The 17223-nt window shown below is 37.5% G+C and carries 16 protein-coding genes; 3 read left to right on the forward strand and 13 right to left on the reverse strand.

Annotated features, from left to right (window positions below; genetic code table 11):
* Positions 1–4: 4 nt before the first annotated feature.
* From FJ651_RS06805 to FJ651_RS06850, 10 genes are all read right to left on the reverse strand, one after another.
* Positions 5–862 carry a hypothetical protein gene (locus FJ651_RS06805; protein ID WP_140989729.1) on the reverse strand — a complete coding sequence of 286 codons (858 nt, stop codon included), beginning with the start codon at positions 860–862 and terminating at the stop codon, positions 5–7.
* Positions 863–892: 30 nt separating this feature from the next.
* The gene (locus FJ651_RS06810) at positions 893–1750 is read right to left on the reverse strand and encodes a glycosyltransferase family 2 protein (RefSeq protein ID WP_140989730.1); all 858 of its coding nucleotides are present in this window, start codon (positions 1748–1750) and stop codon (positions 893–895) included.
* Between the two features lie 43 nt (positions 1751–1793).
* The gene (locus FJ651_RS06815; RefSeq protein ID WP_140989731.1) at positions 1794–2501 is read right to left on the reverse strand and encodes a sulfotransferase family 2 domain-containing protein; all 708 of its coding nucleotides are present in this window, start codon (positions 2499–2501) and stop codon (positions 1794–1796) included.
* 10 nt (positions 2502–2511) lie between these two features.
* Positions 2512–3396: a class I SAM-dependent methyltransferase gene (locus FJ651_RS06820; protein ID WP_216746100.1), complete on the reverse strand. Its 885-nt coding sequence runs from the start codon at positions 3394–3396 to the stop codon at positions 2512–2514.
* A complete protein-coding gene (locus tag FJ651_RS06825) occupies positions 3380–4672 on the reverse strand; it encodes an ABC transporter ATP-binding protein (protein ID WP_140989733.1) in 1293 nt (430 codons plus the stop codon). The genes FJ651_RS06820 and FJ651_RS06825 overlap by 17 nt, the downstream gene beginning before the upstream one ends.
* A gap of 27 nt (positions 4673–4699) precedes the next feature.
* Positions 4700–5410: an FkbM family methyltransferase gene (locus FJ651_RS06830; RefSeq protein ID WP_140989734.1), complete on the reverse strand. Its 711-nt coding sequence runs from the start codon at positions 5408–5410 to the stop codon at positions 4700–4702.
* Positions 5411–5482: 72 nt separating this feature from the next.
* Complete coding sequence (locus tag FJ651_RS06835) at positions 5483–6598, reverse strand: glycosyltransferase (protein WP_140989735.1); 1116 nt, start codon at positions 6596–6598, stop codon at positions 5483–5485.
* 11 nt (positions 6599–6609) lie between these two features.
* Positions 6610–7485, reverse strand: coding sequence for an ABC transporter permease (locus tag FJ651_RS06840; RefSeq protein ID WP_140989736.1), 876 nt, complete (start codon positions 7483–7485; stop codon positions 6610–6612).
* A gap of 482 nt (positions 7486–7967) precedes the next feature.
* Positions 7968–8270, reverse strand: coding sequence for a GIY-YIG nuclease family protein (locus tag FJ651_RS06845; RefSeq protein ID WP_140989737.1), 303 nt, complete (start codon positions 8268–8270; stop codon positions 7968–7970).
* Between the two features lie 420 nt (positions 8271–8690).
* Complete coding sequence (locus FJ651_RS06850) at positions 8691–9203, reverse strand: hypothetical protein (RefSeq protein WP_140989738.1); 513 nt, start codon at positions 9201–9203, stop codon at positions 8691–8693.
* Positions 9204–9690: 487 nt separating this feature from the next.
* Here FJ651_RS06850 and FJ651_RS06855 point away from each other — a divergent pair, with 487 nt between their 5' ends.
* The 3 genes from FJ651_RS06855 (at position 9691) to FJ651_RS06865 (ending at position 13313) form a co-directional block, all read left to right on the forward strand.
* Positions 9691–10278 carry a hypothetical protein gene (locus FJ651_RS06855; RefSeq protein WP_140989739.1) on the forward strand — a complete coding sequence of 196 codons (588 nt, stop codon included), beginning with the start codon at positions 9691–9693 and terminating at the stop codon, positions 10276–10278.
* Positions 10268–10954, forward strand: a complete 687-nt coding sequence (locus FJ651_RS06860) for a DUF2490 domain-containing protein (protein WP_216746101.1) — start codon at positions 10268–10270, stop codon at positions 10952–10954. The genes FJ651_RS06855 and FJ651_RS06860 overlap by 11 nt, the downstream gene beginning before the upstream one ends.
* A 295-nt stretch (positions 10955–11249) precedes the next feature.
* Positions 11250–13313: a c-type cytochrome gene (locus FJ651_RS06865; protein ID WP_140989741.1), complete on the forward strand. Its 2064-nt coding sequence runs from the start codon at positions 11250–11252 to the stop codon at positions 13311–13313.
* A 1074-nt stretch (positions 13314–14387) separates the two neighbouring features.
* Here FJ651_RS06865 and FJ651_RS06870 read toward each other — a convergent pair.
* The 3 genes from FJ651_RS06870 to FJ651_RS06880 all read right to left on the reverse strand — a co-directional run bounded on the left by FJ651_RS06870 (position 14388) and on the right by FJ651_RS06880 (position 17014).
* On the reverse strand, positions 14388–14894 hold the full coding sequence (locus FJ651_RS06870; RefSeq protein ID WP_140989742.1) for a hypothetical protein: 507 nt from the start codon (positions 14892–14894) through the stop codon (positions 14388–14390).
* 564 nt (positions 14895–15458) lie between these two features.
* Positions 15459–16274, reverse strand: a complete 816-nt coding sequence (locus FJ651_RS06875) for an SDR family NAD(P)-dependent oxidoreductase (protein ID WP_140989743.1) — start codon at positions 16272–16274, stop codon at positions 15459–15461.
* Positions 16275–16516: 242 nt separating this feature from the next.
* Positions 16517–17014, reverse strand: coding sequence for a hypothetical protein (locus tag FJ651_RS06880; protein ID WP_140989744.1), 498 nt, complete (start codon positions 17012–17014; stop codon positions 16517–16519).
* Positions 17015–17223: the final 209 nt, after the last annotated feature.

The raw sequence follows: 17223 nt of genomic DNA on the forward strand, positions 1-17223 counted from the left end.
AAAACTATTTTTTAGAAATGGTAGGAAGTCTAAATATACCGCAAGAAAGCGAAGTGAGTATAAACAAAAATAAGGTTTTTAAATAATGCCAATTTCTAAAGGTCTTTCTTTCGTTTAAAAGTATATATCCTTTATGGTAAAATTGATGCTGTTGCTTTACAATGCCTCTTACGTCCCGGTCACTTAAGGCAGGCGTCGTTCTTGTAATATACTGGTCGGGCCATTCCATACAGGTTAATCCATAACCCAGATTTAAAAACTTATTGCTTAGTTCAATTTCACCATTGAAAATAATATTCAGCCTGGATGTTTCATTAATACCGGGGAATGACTCACCCAGTAAGTTCAAATATTTAATACTGGATAAAAAAGCATAAGTTTGAACGTGAGGTAAATTATTTCTGTCACTTCTAAGTGGGTGATCTATAAAATTAATGGTACTACCACAAAGTGCAGTATTTGGGAATTTTAAAAATTGTGATTTAAAATCTGTCAACCAGTTTTCTTTAAAAGGTCCAAATCCACTTCTGTTTTGAAAAAAAACATAGTCATTGAGATTAGCTTGTTGTTTTATGATGTTTAGCATGACGTTATAAGAACTAAAATCTCGCCCAATATTCGATTTATATAAGACCTGATTTAATGCAATGTTTTTGTGGTTGTTGAATAAATAACGTACAAGCCGCACAAAGGTTTTATCAATAAAATTTACAGGCTTTACTTTACTTATAGCCATATAAAGATTTACTCGACTAACACCCGAAGGCATTTTGTAAATACGTATCAGATTTTGAATATCACGATAATAATGCCAGGTATCATTAGCAGTAGCATAGATATGAAAATATTGAGGCTCAGACATATTTATCCACAACTTTAATACTTAGAATTTTCATTTTTTAAGTGAATTTTTTATTCCTTTTAAATTATTAAATATTAATTTATTGTTTTTTAAAACGGATTCAAGTTTTAAAGCCCATTTAATAACCGTTCTTTTTTGAATACGGTTATAGGCATCTCTATGCTCCAAGCCATCAACTAAGGCCATTCTTAAATTAGAAATCTGTTTCATGTCTTCTTTTGAAAACATGTAAGAAATTATTAAGCTTCTGTTCTGATTAGAATTAATAAGCATAGATTGCTCACGAACCCTATAATCAAAACCTACAATTGGTAAGTAATAAAATTCCCAACCTTTAAAAAACAAACGAATATATAAATCCCAATCTTCATAACCCATCACGGGCATTAGTTCGTCATAGCCACCAACCGATTCCCAAGCCGATTTTCTAAGAATCACACAGGCATCTATATAATTTTTTACCAGCATTCTAGAAATATCAAAAGAACCAACCTTAACCAAGCCATTTTCTATACCAAAACGATTGAGATCGCTGTAGACCACAGCAACCTTTTCATTGCTCTCAATGATCTCTAAACCTTTAAAAATGTAGTCTGTTCTTAATTTATTGTCGGCATCTAACAGCAACACAAAAGGTGCTCTGGCATTTTTTATACCTGTATTTCGTGCATAACCCAGGCCTTTATTTTCTTGATGAATAATGGTACAATTAGGATAATTAAACCCCGCTAAAACGCCCTGAGTATAGCCATTATCATTCGAGCCATCGTTAACTATAATGATTTCAATATCCTCTTGATTTGGAAAAGCCAAAACAGAGTTAACAGCCTCTTCAATAAAGTTACCCATATTATAACATGGAATGACGATGCTTATTTTTACGGGCATTTAATATTATTTATGAATTTAATATAAATTGATAATTCAATAATCATTTTAAAAAGTACACTGAAGGTAATTGAGCTTTTATATAGCTTTTAAAATTATGTTTATTTTCAAAGTGATAATTTAAGAATTTAATATCCTCATTATATATGCGTTCCACTATTTTTTTTCTATTGAAATTATAAAAATGAGAATAATGAAACATGTTATGCCCACTTTTATTAATCTTATTATTTAAAATCTTTTCTTTCAATTCATTTTTAATATTAAGTTTTAAAATACCGGTATTAAAATCTTCAAAAGATATTACCGCGTCATAATTTATAATTTTATTGTTTAATTGAAAATATGAATATTGGCTATTTAAATGATCACCTCTAAAGTCAGGCGTACTATTATTGTTCAAAAGAGAATAATATTTGCCCTTTTTTAGAATAAAATTTTCAAAAGTATCAATAATATTGTTAGTTTTTGATATCCAAAAATAATCAGACATCATTCTACTGTATGGATTTCTTACAACAATGAACTTATAGTAGTTATCCCAAATATCATAATTCAAATATTCACAATCAAAAAGTTGCTGTGGAGTAGCATGTTGTAGAAACAGTTTATTTTTTTCACTCCATCCAAAAAAATTTTTATTATTCTGAGTTGCATTACTAAACACATCTATATCAAACGCCTTCTCTATACTTGAACCAGCACATTTTGAAATATGAATAAAAATACATTTATGTTTGTGCGATATCATTAGTATCTAACTACTTTTGAAAAACTAGTACATCTTGAAAATAAATTCCAGGCTGTTCTTTCCAATTTCCCGGATAATATTCTATCAGGGTCAATCCTGAATGCATTAATAATTTATCTAATGCCTTTTTTGTGATTCCAATTGCATTTTCCGGAATTTTTAAACGTTTTGGATAAAGCCAATTTTCTGAATTATAAGCAGGTGTATTAAAAATCCATTCTAACTGATTAGTATTATGAAAACGACCCTTTTCATCTTTTCTTTTATCAAGAGAGTTAAAATATAATTCATCTAAATAAAAAAAAGTGACTATAGCATTTCCCCCTTTTTTTAAAACACGATGTATTTCTTTAAAATAAAATAACGCATCTTCTTCATTTAAATGAGTCCACACAGATAAAGCAGTAACCATATCCATAATTTCATCCTCAACAGGCCATTGCTTTCTAAATTGATTATTTTCGCGAGAGTACATTGCATTATTGACATCAAAATGCTGAAATCTTAAATGGTCTTTGTCTTTATAGTGATTCTTACAAAACCGAATGTTTTGCTCAATTACATCAATTCCTAAGTAATAACCATTTTCTTGAACAACCCCTTGGCAAGCCATAGACAACAATCCTGTTCCACATCCTACATCCAAAATAATATTATCATTTTTCTGTTTTAAATTTTGATAAATCAAAGTTTGAAAAATACCTATCACATGAGCCCATTCAGCATATGATATCTTACCTCCTTTTCTTTGTTTCCTGTAAGGAATACCTTGAATTACATTAGTTCGTAAAACTTCGTTTCTATCATTATCTTGAAATAGTAATTCTAAAGAATCAAAATCTACCTTTAAATATTTTTTAATCCTTTTCTTGGCTCTCTTATATAATTTTATCACTTTCCATCTTTTTAAAGTCCCAGGAGGTATCAATAAATACTTTTCCTAAATTCTTTTTAACCGGTATCTTGCCACTATTATAAAAATCACCATTGACTACTGATACCAATTCGAAATTTTCTTCATCAAACAGTGTTGTCATCAACTTTAAATCAATGATTTGTATTCCAATTTTATAGTCTCCTGGACCTAATGAAAACTTGTTTATTGAACAAGTTGCAATAACCTCTTCTTGAGGGTTGATCAACTGTTGATTGTTAGTAAAGAAAGTATTAAACGTAGTAATCAAGTTTTCTTTAGTGTCAAAAAATTGTAGTCTTATATTAATAATCTTGCTGGTTTGTCCATTTATTAAGTTTAGCGTGAACCTATAAGGCATACCCAATATAAAACTTGAAACATTATCGCCATTCGAGTTCTGAATTTCAAAGGATTTTATTTTAATATCTTTTAAAATTAATGGAAACCCTTTTATATTCTTCTCATTTTGGTCATTATCCAAATATGTATGAATCGCCTGATTAACTTCTCCGTCAAATGTAATAAACCCATTTTTTAGAACAATAGCCCTTGTACATAATTGCTGAATTGATTCCATATTGTGACTTACAAACAATACCGTTCGTCCTTCTCCCTGACTAATATCTTGCATTTTACCAATGGCCTTTTTTTGGAACTCGGCATCGCCCACAGCCAAGACCTCATCAATTACTAAAATATCAGGCTCTAAAAAGGCCGCTACCGCAAAGGCCAAGCGTACCCGCATACCGCTACTATAGCGTTTAACCGGGGTATCTACATAGCGCTCGCAACCGCTAAAAGCAATGATTTCGTCTTCCTTTTCCTTGATTTCGGCTTTGGTCATGCCCAGGATGGCACCGTTTAAATAAATATTTTCTCTACCGGTAAGCTCAGGGTGAAACCCGGTGCCTACTTCCAACAAAGATGCAATACGCCCCCGGGTTTTAATTTCACCGGTGGTAGGAGCCGTAACTCTGGATAGGATTTTTAATAAGGTAGATTTACCGGCACCGTTTTTACCAATAATGCCCAACACTTCACCTTGTTGCACTTCAAAATTGATATCCTGCAAGGCCCATACATAGTCACTATCCCCTTTGGTACTGCGGTCGTTGGTGTCGCCTATTTTTAAAAAAGGGTCTTCCTTACCGCGCACTCGGTACCACCAGCGCTTCAGGTCGTCACTGAGCGTGCCGGTCCCCACCAGGCCGAGGCGGTATTGTTTAGAGATGTTTTCGGCTTTGAGAATGATCATTCCTTTAAGGTCATTACATTTACAGGGTTAAATATAGGACATATGTTTAAATAACACATTGGTATAGGCCGCCATATTATTTCTATAAACAATAGGGTAAAAAGCTACTAACTCAAAACCTTGTGCGATGGCGAAATCACATAGCTCAGTAAACCTTGGAGCCTTATCATGGTGATTATTAAAAGTAGTTTCAAAAAACAGCAAGCCTATCTTTTGAGCAGCAAAGCAATTGTGTGTACCTTTAAAAACTTCTAATTCAAAACCCTCAGTATCAATTTTAAGAACATCTATTTTATCTATGGTATGTGTTTCACAAAATTGATCGATGGTTATTATTTTTACCGGCGTTTTCTTTTTTAATTGAGCATTGTTATCGGTTTTACTTTCTAAAAAAGAATTGGTATTTGAGAGTTGATATTCATTTAACATTAATTCCCCCGGTTGAGAAGCTACACCAACATTCCAATAATATACGTTTTTAAAATTGGAGGTAGCATTTTTTAAAATTTGGAAGGTATCAGGACTAGGTTCAAATGCGTGGATGGTTGAAGATTCAAAAACTTCTTTAAAGTCTTTAATGGTTTGTCCTACATTCGCACCTATATCAAAAAGGATGGGTTGCTTAGTTTTAACAAACTTTGCCATATCGTAAAAGGGATATAGCCCCATTTGATTTTTTTTAAACTTTATGATATCATATCCGTAATTTCTGGCAAGTTTTCTAATGCTTCTTCTCATGTTTTATAACCATATTTCTTAAAAATGTGCTTCTATATCATTAAAATTCAAAAATGAAGATAGAACATCATCTCATGTCAATAAACTGTTTAAAATATTTAGCTGTTTGCTCATATTATTGTCATGATATTTAAATCTATCTATAAAATCTTTTCGAGCAAATTCAGACATTGCGTTCCAATCGCCCTCCAGAATTTGTGTTATATTTTTAATAAGGTCTATTTGAAAGGTATCATTTTCACAAAAGTAACCATTCTTGCCATTTACAAGAATATCTTTAATCCCACCAACATTATTAGCAATGATTGGTGTTCCTGCAGATAATGCTTCCACATTCACCAATCCAAAAGCCTCCTCCTTACTGGCACTGATATGTATTAATACATTAGACATATATAAATACACAAAGTCCAGTTTTAAATTACCTAAAAAATGAATGTGGTCTGAGATTTTTAAAGCTGTACAACGCTGTTCTAAAGCGGCCCGATTAGGGCCGTCGCCTATAAAATAAAACATTAGTGTTGGGTACTGTTCTAAAATTTGTGGTATGGCCTCTACCAAGTGCTCCTGTCCTTTACTGTTATCCATTCTGCCTGCAAAAGCCACTGCAAACTGTCTATCTGCCTTACTTTTGATGGGTTGATTTTCAAAATAATCAGAGATGAGTAAATGTAAAACATTAACCTGCTCTTCTTTAAAATTAAAATGATGAATAAGGTCTTGTTTAGTAGCCTTAGAGTTCGTGAGTATCTGCGTTGCATAACCTCGCAGTAATAATTTTTTTCTAAGCTCTAACAACCATAATTTAAATGATGATGATTTTGAGTCGGTTTGTATTTGCAGAAACATGGTGTGCCAATACACCCATCTATTGCGTATGCCTAACAGTTTACTCACTAGTAATACCAAATTGGTAGCACCAAATTGACCAAGAGTTACATCGGGCTTGTACTGTTTGCAAAGCTTATAAAAGAATATAAAATCTTTAAGCTTGGTTGGTCTTTTAGAAGGCCAGGTTACTACCGGGATACCGTTATATTCTTTAATGTTGGTATTTTTCTTGTCGACTACGATTACTACTTTGTTACCATTGTTATGAAGTGCTTTAGCCAATGAAAAGAAATAGTTGGAAATGGCATTGCCTTTGGGACTGGTGCAAATGATGTATGTTTTTTGGTGGCTATACATTTGAAATTTGCCTAAACCGTATCAATAAAACTCCGCTCCGTTCTATTAAAAATCAACAGGCCTACAATTAAAATCACAAAAGTAACGGTTGCTGTAAACCCTAAACCATACCATGAAAAATCGCCCACACTTAACAGCATATAACGGCTGTACTCCACAATATAAGCCACAGGGTTGTACTCAACCAACCAGGCATATTGAGGGAGTTTTTCACGCATCAGAGCCAGTGGATACATCACCGCCGAGGTGTACATCAACAACTGCACGCCAAAGGTAACCAGATATTTAAGATCGCGGTATTTAGTGACCAAGGACGAGATAATCATACCAAGGCCAAGGCCTAAAAGTCCCATTAATACCACAATTACCGGGAACAGCACCAGCGTACTGTTGGGGCTCACAGCGGTGCCTTTAACAACGTAAAACACATAAAAGCCCACAAAAATAAACAGCTGTATACCAAACTTAACCAGGTTGGAAAACACCAGCGATAAGGGTAAAATCACCCGTGGAAAATACACCTTGCTAAAGATGCCTTCGTTGGCTTTAAACGTATCGGAAGTACCGGTAAGGCAGGTTTTAAAATAGTTCCAGATGCTAATCCCGGCCAGGTTAAACAAAAACGGCGGTATGGTTCCGGTAGAGATATTGGCCACGTTATTAAAAATAAGGGTAAAGGTCAACGCGGTAAACAAGGGTTGTATCAAATACCAAAACGGTCCCAAAATGGTTTGCTTGTAAACCGTTACCACATCGCGCTTAACAAACAACATCAGCAAATCGCGGTAGCGCCAAATTTCTTTTAAGTTAAGCGACAGCGCATTTTGCTTGGCTGAAATGGTGTAGAGCCAAGGTTGTTCCTGAGTGGTTTGGGATGGTTTGTTCATTGTTGTCGGGCAACTGATCATTGCAATTAACGGGTTAAATATAGGATTTATTTTGGGGACAGGGCAAGTGTAAATTAAGCAAATTTTGTTAATTCTATGGTTGTTGCTTTTTGGTGGGTGATTATGATGACTCGGTGAGATTGCTTCACCCTTCGGGTTCGCAATGACCGTCCTTCTTATTGTTTTTTAGTTAATGCCTGTCCGTCCTACAGAAAGACGCTACGTCAAAGCCAAATCAACCTAAACAAATACGGTCCTTGCGAGGAGCGCAGCGACGCGGCAACCTCATCAACCCCATTTCCCAACTCTATTAACCTCTCAACAACTTGTTTGGGTAAATCAACCTCATCCACCCACTCCCAATTCAAATTATTAAAGACGGTCATTGCGAGGAGCGCAGCGACGAAGCAACCTCATCCACCCCATTTCCCAACTCTATTAACCTCTCCGCAACTTGTTGGGGTGAAGCAACCTCATCCACCCTATCCAAATCTCTCTAAAACCTCCCCATACAAATCGTTCCAATCCCGATTCAAACCCTCAATCAAAGCCAACTTTTTCGCCCGGCTACCGGCCTTCAATTGCTTTTCCCTTTCTATCGCCAGACTAATGGATGGCAACACCTCATAATACACCAATTTATCCAGATTATAATGCGCGGTGAAAGACCGCGGATACTTCTTTTCCTTATGATCTTTGATGCGCTTTACAATCACTGACGTAACACCCACATATAAAGTGGTATTGTTTTTATTAGTGAGTATGTAAACAAATCCGGCTTTCAATTTGATATTGGACTTTAACAGGTTAAATATAAAATTTATTTTGGGGAGTTGTCACGGGAAAATGGAGTTTATATGACTAATTCGGCTCACTCGGTGAGATTGCTTCACCCTTCGGGTTCGCAATGACCCCCGTTTATTGTTTTTGTAGTTATTGCCTGTTTGGCCTTTAGATGGACGATACGTCAAAGCCAAATCTCGCGTAACAAGGACGGTCATTGCGAACCCCCAACTTCGTTGGGGGTGAAGCAACCTCCTCCACCCCATTTCCCAACTTGATTAAGCACTCCCCAACTAAAAGCGCAAAGCAAACTCATCAACCCTCCTACGCTATCGCTCCGGCGGGTAAGCTCAAAAACTAATAACACAATTTAAAATTGAAGGAATTCTTTCTTAATAAACTTCGGAGCGCTCAAATAAAACTTATAAGCCTCCTGATAAAATATCATTTTTAAAAGTAATCCACGTATTGAGGTCACCATTAATATATATTTCGCGCTTTTTACGTAACACTCCTGTTAATCCGCCCACGGCTGCACCAACAGGTAGACCTAAAATAATTCCTGCTCCTGCCCAATCTCCTGTTGAATTATTATCATTTAAATAACTTAAATCACCTTTCCATCTTAATGATGAAGATCCGCCTCCACCAACAACAGCCCCGATAACGCCTCCAATTATACTTCCTTTAAGAACGCTACTACCTATTGCACGTTTAAATTTGATGGCACCTAAATCTGTTGCTGATAAAGTATGCAAGCTATCTCTAAACCTAATGGTAAGGGTAGAATCGGATACACCGTACAAAAAACCTTTGGCAATTTTGTGGTCATCAAGATCGTAGATGCGCACAAACTTTTGGTCTTTAGAATGCAATACTTGAGACACACCGCTAACAGAAATGAGCAGTGCAAAAATTAAAACAGTTGTTTTCATTATAATAGAATTTAATTGGTTAGCATACCATTTAAAAACAACCATTAATGTGCTTTAGCAGGGCAGTATTTAAAACACGTTCATCTGCATTACATTAAAAGTACGAAAAAATCAATCACACAGATCAAACTCAGTAAAAAATACAACAGGTGGATCTTGTTAACTGTGCAATAGTATTAAGATTATAGACATAAAACGGATGGGATATTAGATATTAGAGGTTAGATATTAGAGGTTAGAGGTTTGAACTTCCCTAAATAGGATTGACCGTTTTTAAACATTAATTTCATTATTAAAAATAGTAATAGATAGTTCTCGATACAAATGTTTTCGCCCCTGCTCAAACATTCACACGAACTGAAGGTAGTTAGCGACTTGATAAAGTTTCGTCACTTCGATTGATTCCGAGGAACAAGGAATCGTATCGACAAGCACTCCTAAAAACCAACAAACCGTTATCTTTGTAATTAATTAGACGGTTTTACAAATGAAAACACCACTCTTGTATTTAGCCATTCTTGTATCACTTCTGCTAGTTGGCAATACCCAGATGATGGCCCAGCAAAAGTACGAGCGGGAGGTGCGCATTTCTGCTGATGACGTGCATCCCGATGCGCTCAAGTTTTTAAAAGATTCACCCGTCAACTCTAAGGTAAAATGGTATAGAGAAATAGGGCTGGATACCACCTCTATTGAAGCCAAAACCAAATACAAAGGTCAGCGTTACAGCATTGAATTCTCTGAAAACGGTGTGTTGGAAGATGTTGAAGTTGAAATTAAGGCCCGTGATTTGAAACCTGACATTCTTAAAAATATTGAACAAACCATCGAGCAGGCTTACGGCGATTTCAAGATTGAAAAAATACAATTGCAATACACCGGAAGTCCCCAACTTTTAAAGTCGGTTTTTGGTTCTAGCACCATACCCGATGCGGTAATCATTAAATACGAACTGGTGATTAGCAGTAAGGAATCTGAAACATTCAAGCGGTTTGAGTTGTTGTTTAATGAGGAATTAGAATTGGAGCGTACTACCGAGATCATCACCAAAAACGATATCAACATTGAATATTAAATACTGTTTTATAGCAGGCATACTGGTGCTGACTATATGGGTATCCAAGGCTCAAAGCAGCTATGAACTGGGCTGGTTGCCATCTTTAACCTTTAATAAAAAACTGCCCAAAGACTACGTGATTAACTTCAAGGCCGAATCTAGACAGGTCATGGAAAGCGGCGTGTTTAATAGCGACATCTCAGAAGGCTACGACTATGTTTTAACTGATTTTACCACCATTATTGGAAAAAAAATAGGGATGAATACCTCCTTAAATTTGGGGTATTTATTCAGGGTTGAAAACAATGTGATTATTCATCGCAGCATACAGCAACTTATTTGGGTCAACCGCTACGAAGGCTTTAAATTGGGACACCGTTTGGCCACCGATCAAACCTTCGAACCGGGCGAAGCACCCGCCTACCGACTGCGCTATCGCATGGTGGGCGAACTGCCCTTAAGCGGTTTAGAAGTAGACGTCAACGAATTCTACATCAAAGCCGGCACCGAATACCTCAATGAACTGCAAAGCGGTAAATACGAAGGCGAACTGCGATTAATGCCCTTTTTAGGCTACGCCTTAAACCCCAAACAAAAACTGGAACTGGGATTAGACTACAGACTGGGCAACTTTATTAATGGCCCTCCCGAGCACACCTTTTGGATAGGTATGAACTGGTATGTGTCGTTGTAGGATATAGAGTATTAAGTATTAAGTATTAAGTATTAAAACTTAAGACTAAGACTACACGACTTAAGACTTAGGATTTAATCGGTGTGAATCTGTGCTCGATTTATTATATACCATGTGAAACTTAATGCCAACATAAGTTGCAGATATTTCTGAAAATAAAAATTAGCAGTCCATCAAAAAGATTCATTAACCACTATACCACTAATTCGGGAATTTAACTAAATTTGAGTAAAAGTTAACTATTTACCTGAGACCTAAACCTTTTTCCTCTTGAGGAAATTTAGCACATAGTTCTATGAATCCATTTCCCTCCTCCCGCATTGTAAAGACTTTTGGTCTCTTTGCTGTTTTTTTCAGTCTTTTTTATTGTACCTCTGAACAACCGCCTTCTAAAGAAGCACCACAATTGATGGCACTTGGCTATGGTATTAATGGTATATCGCTTGCCGTAGAAGATATAGACAGTGCTCAAACCTATTTTACCGATGTGCTGGGCTTTTCGCTTCCCAGAAAAGATTTAGAAAAAAGCCTGATCGATCAGGCCTTCAGCTCGTTCTTTCAATTTCCGGATATGAGCTACATTGAATTGGTAACTTTACCCGACTCAATGCCAACATCTGAAAAAAACGCGGCTTTTCGCTCTTTTACAAAACAAGGACAAGGTGCTTTTTCTTATTCAATATCCAGTTCTTCCGCAGAACAAACATCCAATTGGCTGACTTCCCAAAAGTTTGTCATGGATAGCCTTCAGTCACTTTTTATGACCGAGGAAGTACCTTCCGGTTGGGGTATGAATGATGGTGGTGCAACGATGTTGAGTACGCGTTTTGTACAGCAAGACTACCCGGCACTTTTACCTGATTTCATGCAAATTAGAAACTTTCCCTACGAACGTATAACGGACTTTATCAGCTTTTACGTAATTCAGCGAGAATTTATTTCTCATCCCAATGGTGCGGTGGGTATTTCGGCTATTCAGCTGGTTGTGAAAGATCTTGAAAAGTCCAGAAGTGAGTTTCAAAACATGGGTTTTGAAGAAATTATAGATGACAATCTAAAAAATCAAGCGCGATTTCGAGTAAAGCGGCATCAGGAAATACAGCTATTTGGTGTGGATGAGAAAGACGTTGATTCAGAATTTCCGGAAAATCGAAAATCTAAGATTCTGGGCGTGACGGTTGAAGTGAAAAACCTGAAGGCTACCAGGGACACCTTGAATTTAAAACTTCCGGAAAAAGCCATTCAATTCGATTCAATCAATCAAATCCTTACCATCCCCGGCGAATATGCTATGGGTTTGCGCATGCAATTCATACAAGAATCAAAAGAACAGGCAATGCAAGCCGAGCGACTTAAAATATCTTTTGGTGGCAAGCTGGATAGTGTTGCCTCGTCTAATGCTGAAGCCATGTATCTTAAATACTGTGCTCTTTGCCATGGACCAGATCGGGAGGGATATGCTGCAGACAATGCGCCTTCCCTTCGATCGAAATCTCTTTTGGGTACTTCTTTTAATAATAATTTTCTTCGCTACACCATACAATATGGCAGAAACGAAACAGCTATGGCGGGGTACTACAAAGCAGCAGGAGGTCCATTGGAGTACATTGAAATAGAACTCTTACTGAAATGGCTCAATGAAAAAGCTGAGATTGAAAACCCTATTGAATTGTCTAATGACCCCATTAAAGGAGATATAGAATTGGGCGCAAAAATTTACTCCCAGGCCTGCGCTTCGTGTCATGGTGCCAAAGGCGAAGGGGTATTGGCACCTGCTTTGGGCCATCCGATGTTGTTGGCCACTGCCTCAGATCAATTTTTACGTTATGCCATTGCCGAGGGTCGTGATGGCACACCCATGTTGGCTTTTAAAGACAGTTTGAGTTCGGAAGAGATTGACGGGGTCACCGCTTTTTTAAGAAGTAGGGCGTCGGGTTGGGATGTACCTAAAACAGCAGTAGTTAGTATGCCCACCCCGGAAGAATATGTGCTCAACCCCAACGGTAAGCAACCCAATTTTAAATTGCGGGAAGGTCTTTATTTATCGGCAAAACAGTTAAATGAAGCCTTAAAAGACAGTGTAAAAATGGTGATCCTGGATGCCCGATCTACGGCTGCCTGGCATCAAACACACATTCCCGGATCTGCTCCGGTTCCATATTACGAAGATCCTGAAACCTTTGTACAGCACATACCCAATGATGGTACTTGGGTGGTAGCCTATTGTGCCTGTCCGCACGCCGCTTCGGGTGTAGTGATTCAAACCCTTAGAAGGCTTGGATATAAAAACACAGCCATACTGGATGAAGGGATTTTAGTTTGGTCGCAAATGGGTTATCCCATCCGCAGCGGACAGTAAGTTCATCGATTTCTAGTCTTGGTCACTTTCTGTTTGCCGCCTGCTTGCCTCTGGCATGTGAGCTTTAGCGAAGGAGGAGGGCGAGCAAAAAAAGCCGGTCATAAATTGACTCTATACTGTTAATTACCCACCCCTAACCCCTCCCAAGAGGGGAATAGGCCTGTTAGTTTTTATGAGACGTAGGATTATATCTGTGAGAATCTATGGTCAATTTATTATATAACATGTTAATAGTAAAACTTAAAGCCATATCAATCTTAGCTTTTTTTGTACCCTTTAGGGTTAGGGCAAACAAAAAAAGCCGGCAATGAATTGACTTTTTTACAAGAAGTTTAAAATTTAATGCTGAACTGCGATTTTACCCACCCCTTATCCCTGTATTGATGAGACTCCTCGTCGCTCGTGCCTCGCTCGCTCGGAGTGACAAACTACCTGCGTTTGTTATACCTACAGTTTCATCAATAAACTTAAAGCCATACCAATCTAAGCTTTTCCTGCCTGCCGGTCAGGCGGGTTTGTACCCTTTAGGGTTAGCCTGTGCGCCGTAGCTTTAGCGAAGGAGTAGGCAAGCAAAAAAAGCCGGCAATGAATTAACATTTTTACAAGAAGTTTGAAATTTAATGCTGAACTGCGATTTTACCCACCCCTTATCCCTATATTGATGAGACTCCTCGTCGCTCGTGCCTCGCTCGCTCGGAGTGACAAACTAACTGCGTTTCTTATACCGACAGTTTCATCAATAAAGTTAAAGCTAAACAATCAAAGCTTTTCCTGCCGGCCCTGCCTGCGGCAGGCAGGCGGCAGGCGAGTTTGTTCACTTTAGGGTTAGCCTGTGCGCCGTAGCTTTAGCAAAGGAGTAGGCGAGCAAAAAAAGCTATGACGTAACATATAAGATATTAGAGGTTAAATATTAGAAGTTAAAAGTTTTGTACGAGTTATCTTTATATGAATTATCCCTTTTGAGGGTCCCAAAGCATCGAGATAGCGATGTCTTAAAGCTCATAACTTTTTATAAATAAAAAAAGAGAACAACCTGAGGCTATTCTCTTTAATTATAAAATATTTTAAAATATTCTAGAACATAATGTTATAAGTTGCTCCCAGTCCAACTACTTGAATATCGATGTCGTTTTCAGCAAACGTATGTTGATAGAAGGCGTAAAAATTCCATTTGACGTTGTGGTATCCAATATGCGGATTAACGTACAACCCGCCGCTGTTATCATTGGCATTGGTTAAAAAACCGTATCCAAAGTCGGCTCCAAAAAACAACCCTTCACTGGTGGCGTAATATCTGGCAAAACCTGCCAAGGGTATTAATCCGAAATCGGCTGCGCCATCCTTACCAAAGAAGTGATTGTAACCCGATGCCACACCAATTCCAAAATTGGGATTAACCAGGTACTGTGCTCTAAGGTCGGCACCAAGGGTAAAGGAACTAAAATCAGCCGTGTCCCCAATGGGAGCGCCAATAGTTAATCCGGCCTTGAACCAGGAATTTTCGGGTGTGATGTCAATATTATCCTGAGAAAAAGCAAAACTTGCCGCAAACAAACTGAATACTAATAGCGTTTTTTTCATTATTGTGATTTAAATTATTGTTATACTTATTATTAAGTCAATATCCATGCCAGTAATACAAAGCTGCCACATTAGGTGAAAGTTGGTGGTGAGAGGTTAGATATTAGAAGTTTGAAGTTAGAAGTTTGAACGTTGTACGTCCCTTATATACGTTGACTACTTAAAGCCATATCAATCTTAGCTTTTCCTGCCTGCCCTGCCTGCGGCAGGCAGGCGGCAGGCGGGTTTGCTCCCTTTAGGGCTAGGGCGAGCAAAAAAAACTAGTCATTAATTTACAATTGAGTTAACCTTACCACCCTATTTATCCAACTGTAAGTAAGTTATGATGATTAAAAATGAATACGACAAACTCAAAAACTCAAAAACTCAAAAACCCTACTCCGGCGAGCGGGCTTAATAACACATTCTCCAAAGTCAGGAGAATTTAGCAAGCTTAAATAATTAAACATTTAACGGCGAGGTAAAAGCAATAATTTTAGAATCAATAGAGATCTGTACCTTCTCTATCGGTATAGCCGTGAATGTGTGCAGAAATTTTGAAACTATATTCAGCAAAGATTTACTTTAATTCCCTAAAACAGCATTTGGATGAATTTTTTCCTGCGCCTTGCGTATGATTGACATAGATAATGAACGTGGAACAAGCCAATTCACAAATAGCAGGGTGCGATTTACCATACCTGGTATTACCAATGATTTTCCCTTCATCAAAGCCTTGTAGCCGCTAAGCGCTACATCAGCCGGATGGCTACACAAAACGCTGTTAGGTGTTACTTTCGATTCGCCATTACCAACCGACTTTTGGAATCCCGTCGCCGTAATGCCGGGGCAAAGTGTTGTTATTGATACTCCGGTGGTATGCAATTCGTTGGCAATAGCTTGCGAAAACGATAAAATGTAGGATTTACTAGCGTAATAGACTGCCATTAGAGGACCCGGCTGGAAGGCAGCGACGGAAGCAACATTTAATATGCGTCCGTAACCTGCCGTTATCATTCCCGGTAAAAATAATTTAGTGAGTGCGGTAACGGTTAGTACGTGCAATTGTAACATGCACATTTCTTTTTGCCAGGGTGTTTCGGCAAAACAACCGTAAACCCCAAAACCGGCATTATTTACTAAAAAGGATATATTGAAACGATGGGTTGTAACATGATTATAAACAAATTCTGCAGCATTTTCTCGGGCAAGATTACAATTAAGTATATAAACCTTAATTTCCGGACACTCATTTTCTATTGCGTGTTTGGCCTCGCAGAGTTTTGGTTGGTTCATATCAACAAGGATTAAATGGTGCCCATCTCTGGCAAATAGTCTTGCAAGCTCAAAGCCAATTCCGCTTGCACCACCTGTAACTAAAGCTGTATATCTGCTGATCATAATAAAAATGGTATTAAACTTAAAATAAATAAATTAGTTTTTTTTTGAAAGAGAATTATTTGCGACTGATTGACTCCAATTAATTTTCCGCTGATTTTCGAAAGTTAAATACAGTGGAGATCTAAAAAGTTAATGTCTTAAGCAAGAAGACTGTTCAAAGCCAAAAGCTCGTTACAAAATTTAACGTTATTAGGTTGAACTCCGAAATCAGGAAACTTCAATGAGCAATTGTAGCATCACACTTAAAATCCGCCTGATAAGACGTTATTTTTAAAAGTAATCCACGTATTGAGGTCACCATTAATATAAATTTCCCGCTTTTTACGCAATAGGCCTGTTAAGCCACCCACGGCTGCACCAATAGGTAGACCTAAAACAAAACCCGATACCACTCCTTCGGCCACTGTTGCTTGACCGAATAAACTATCGGGGTCGGGATCGGCAGATGCACCTCCAACTATTGCTCCAATACCGCCTCCAATTAAACTTCCTGTAAGAGCATTACTTCCTATTGAACGCTTAAACTTGATGGCACCTAAATCTGTCGCTGCTAGAGTATGTAAGCTATCTGTAAACCTTATGGTAAGGGTAGAATCGGATACACTGTACAACCTACCCTTGAGCACTTTGTTGCCGTCGAGATCATAAACGCGCACAAACTTTTGGTCTTTAGAATGCAATACTTGAGACACACCGCTAACAGAAATGAGCAGTGCAAAAATTAAAACAGTTGTTTTCATTATAATAGAATTTAATTGGTTAGCATACCATTTAAAAACAACCATTAATGTGCTTTAGCAGGGCAGTATTTAAAACACGTTCATCTGCATTACATTAAAAGTACGAAAAAATCAATCACACAGATCAAACTCAGTAAAAAATACAACAGGTGGATCTTGTTAACTGTGCAATAGTATTAAGATTATAGACATAAAACGGATGGGATATT

It is taken from the genome of Paucihalobacter ruber (assembly GCF_006494535.1).
GTDB classification, from domain to species: domain Bacteria; phylum Bacteroidota; class Bacteroidia; order Flavobacteriales; family Flavobacteriaceae; genus Paucihalobacter; species Paucihalobacter ruber.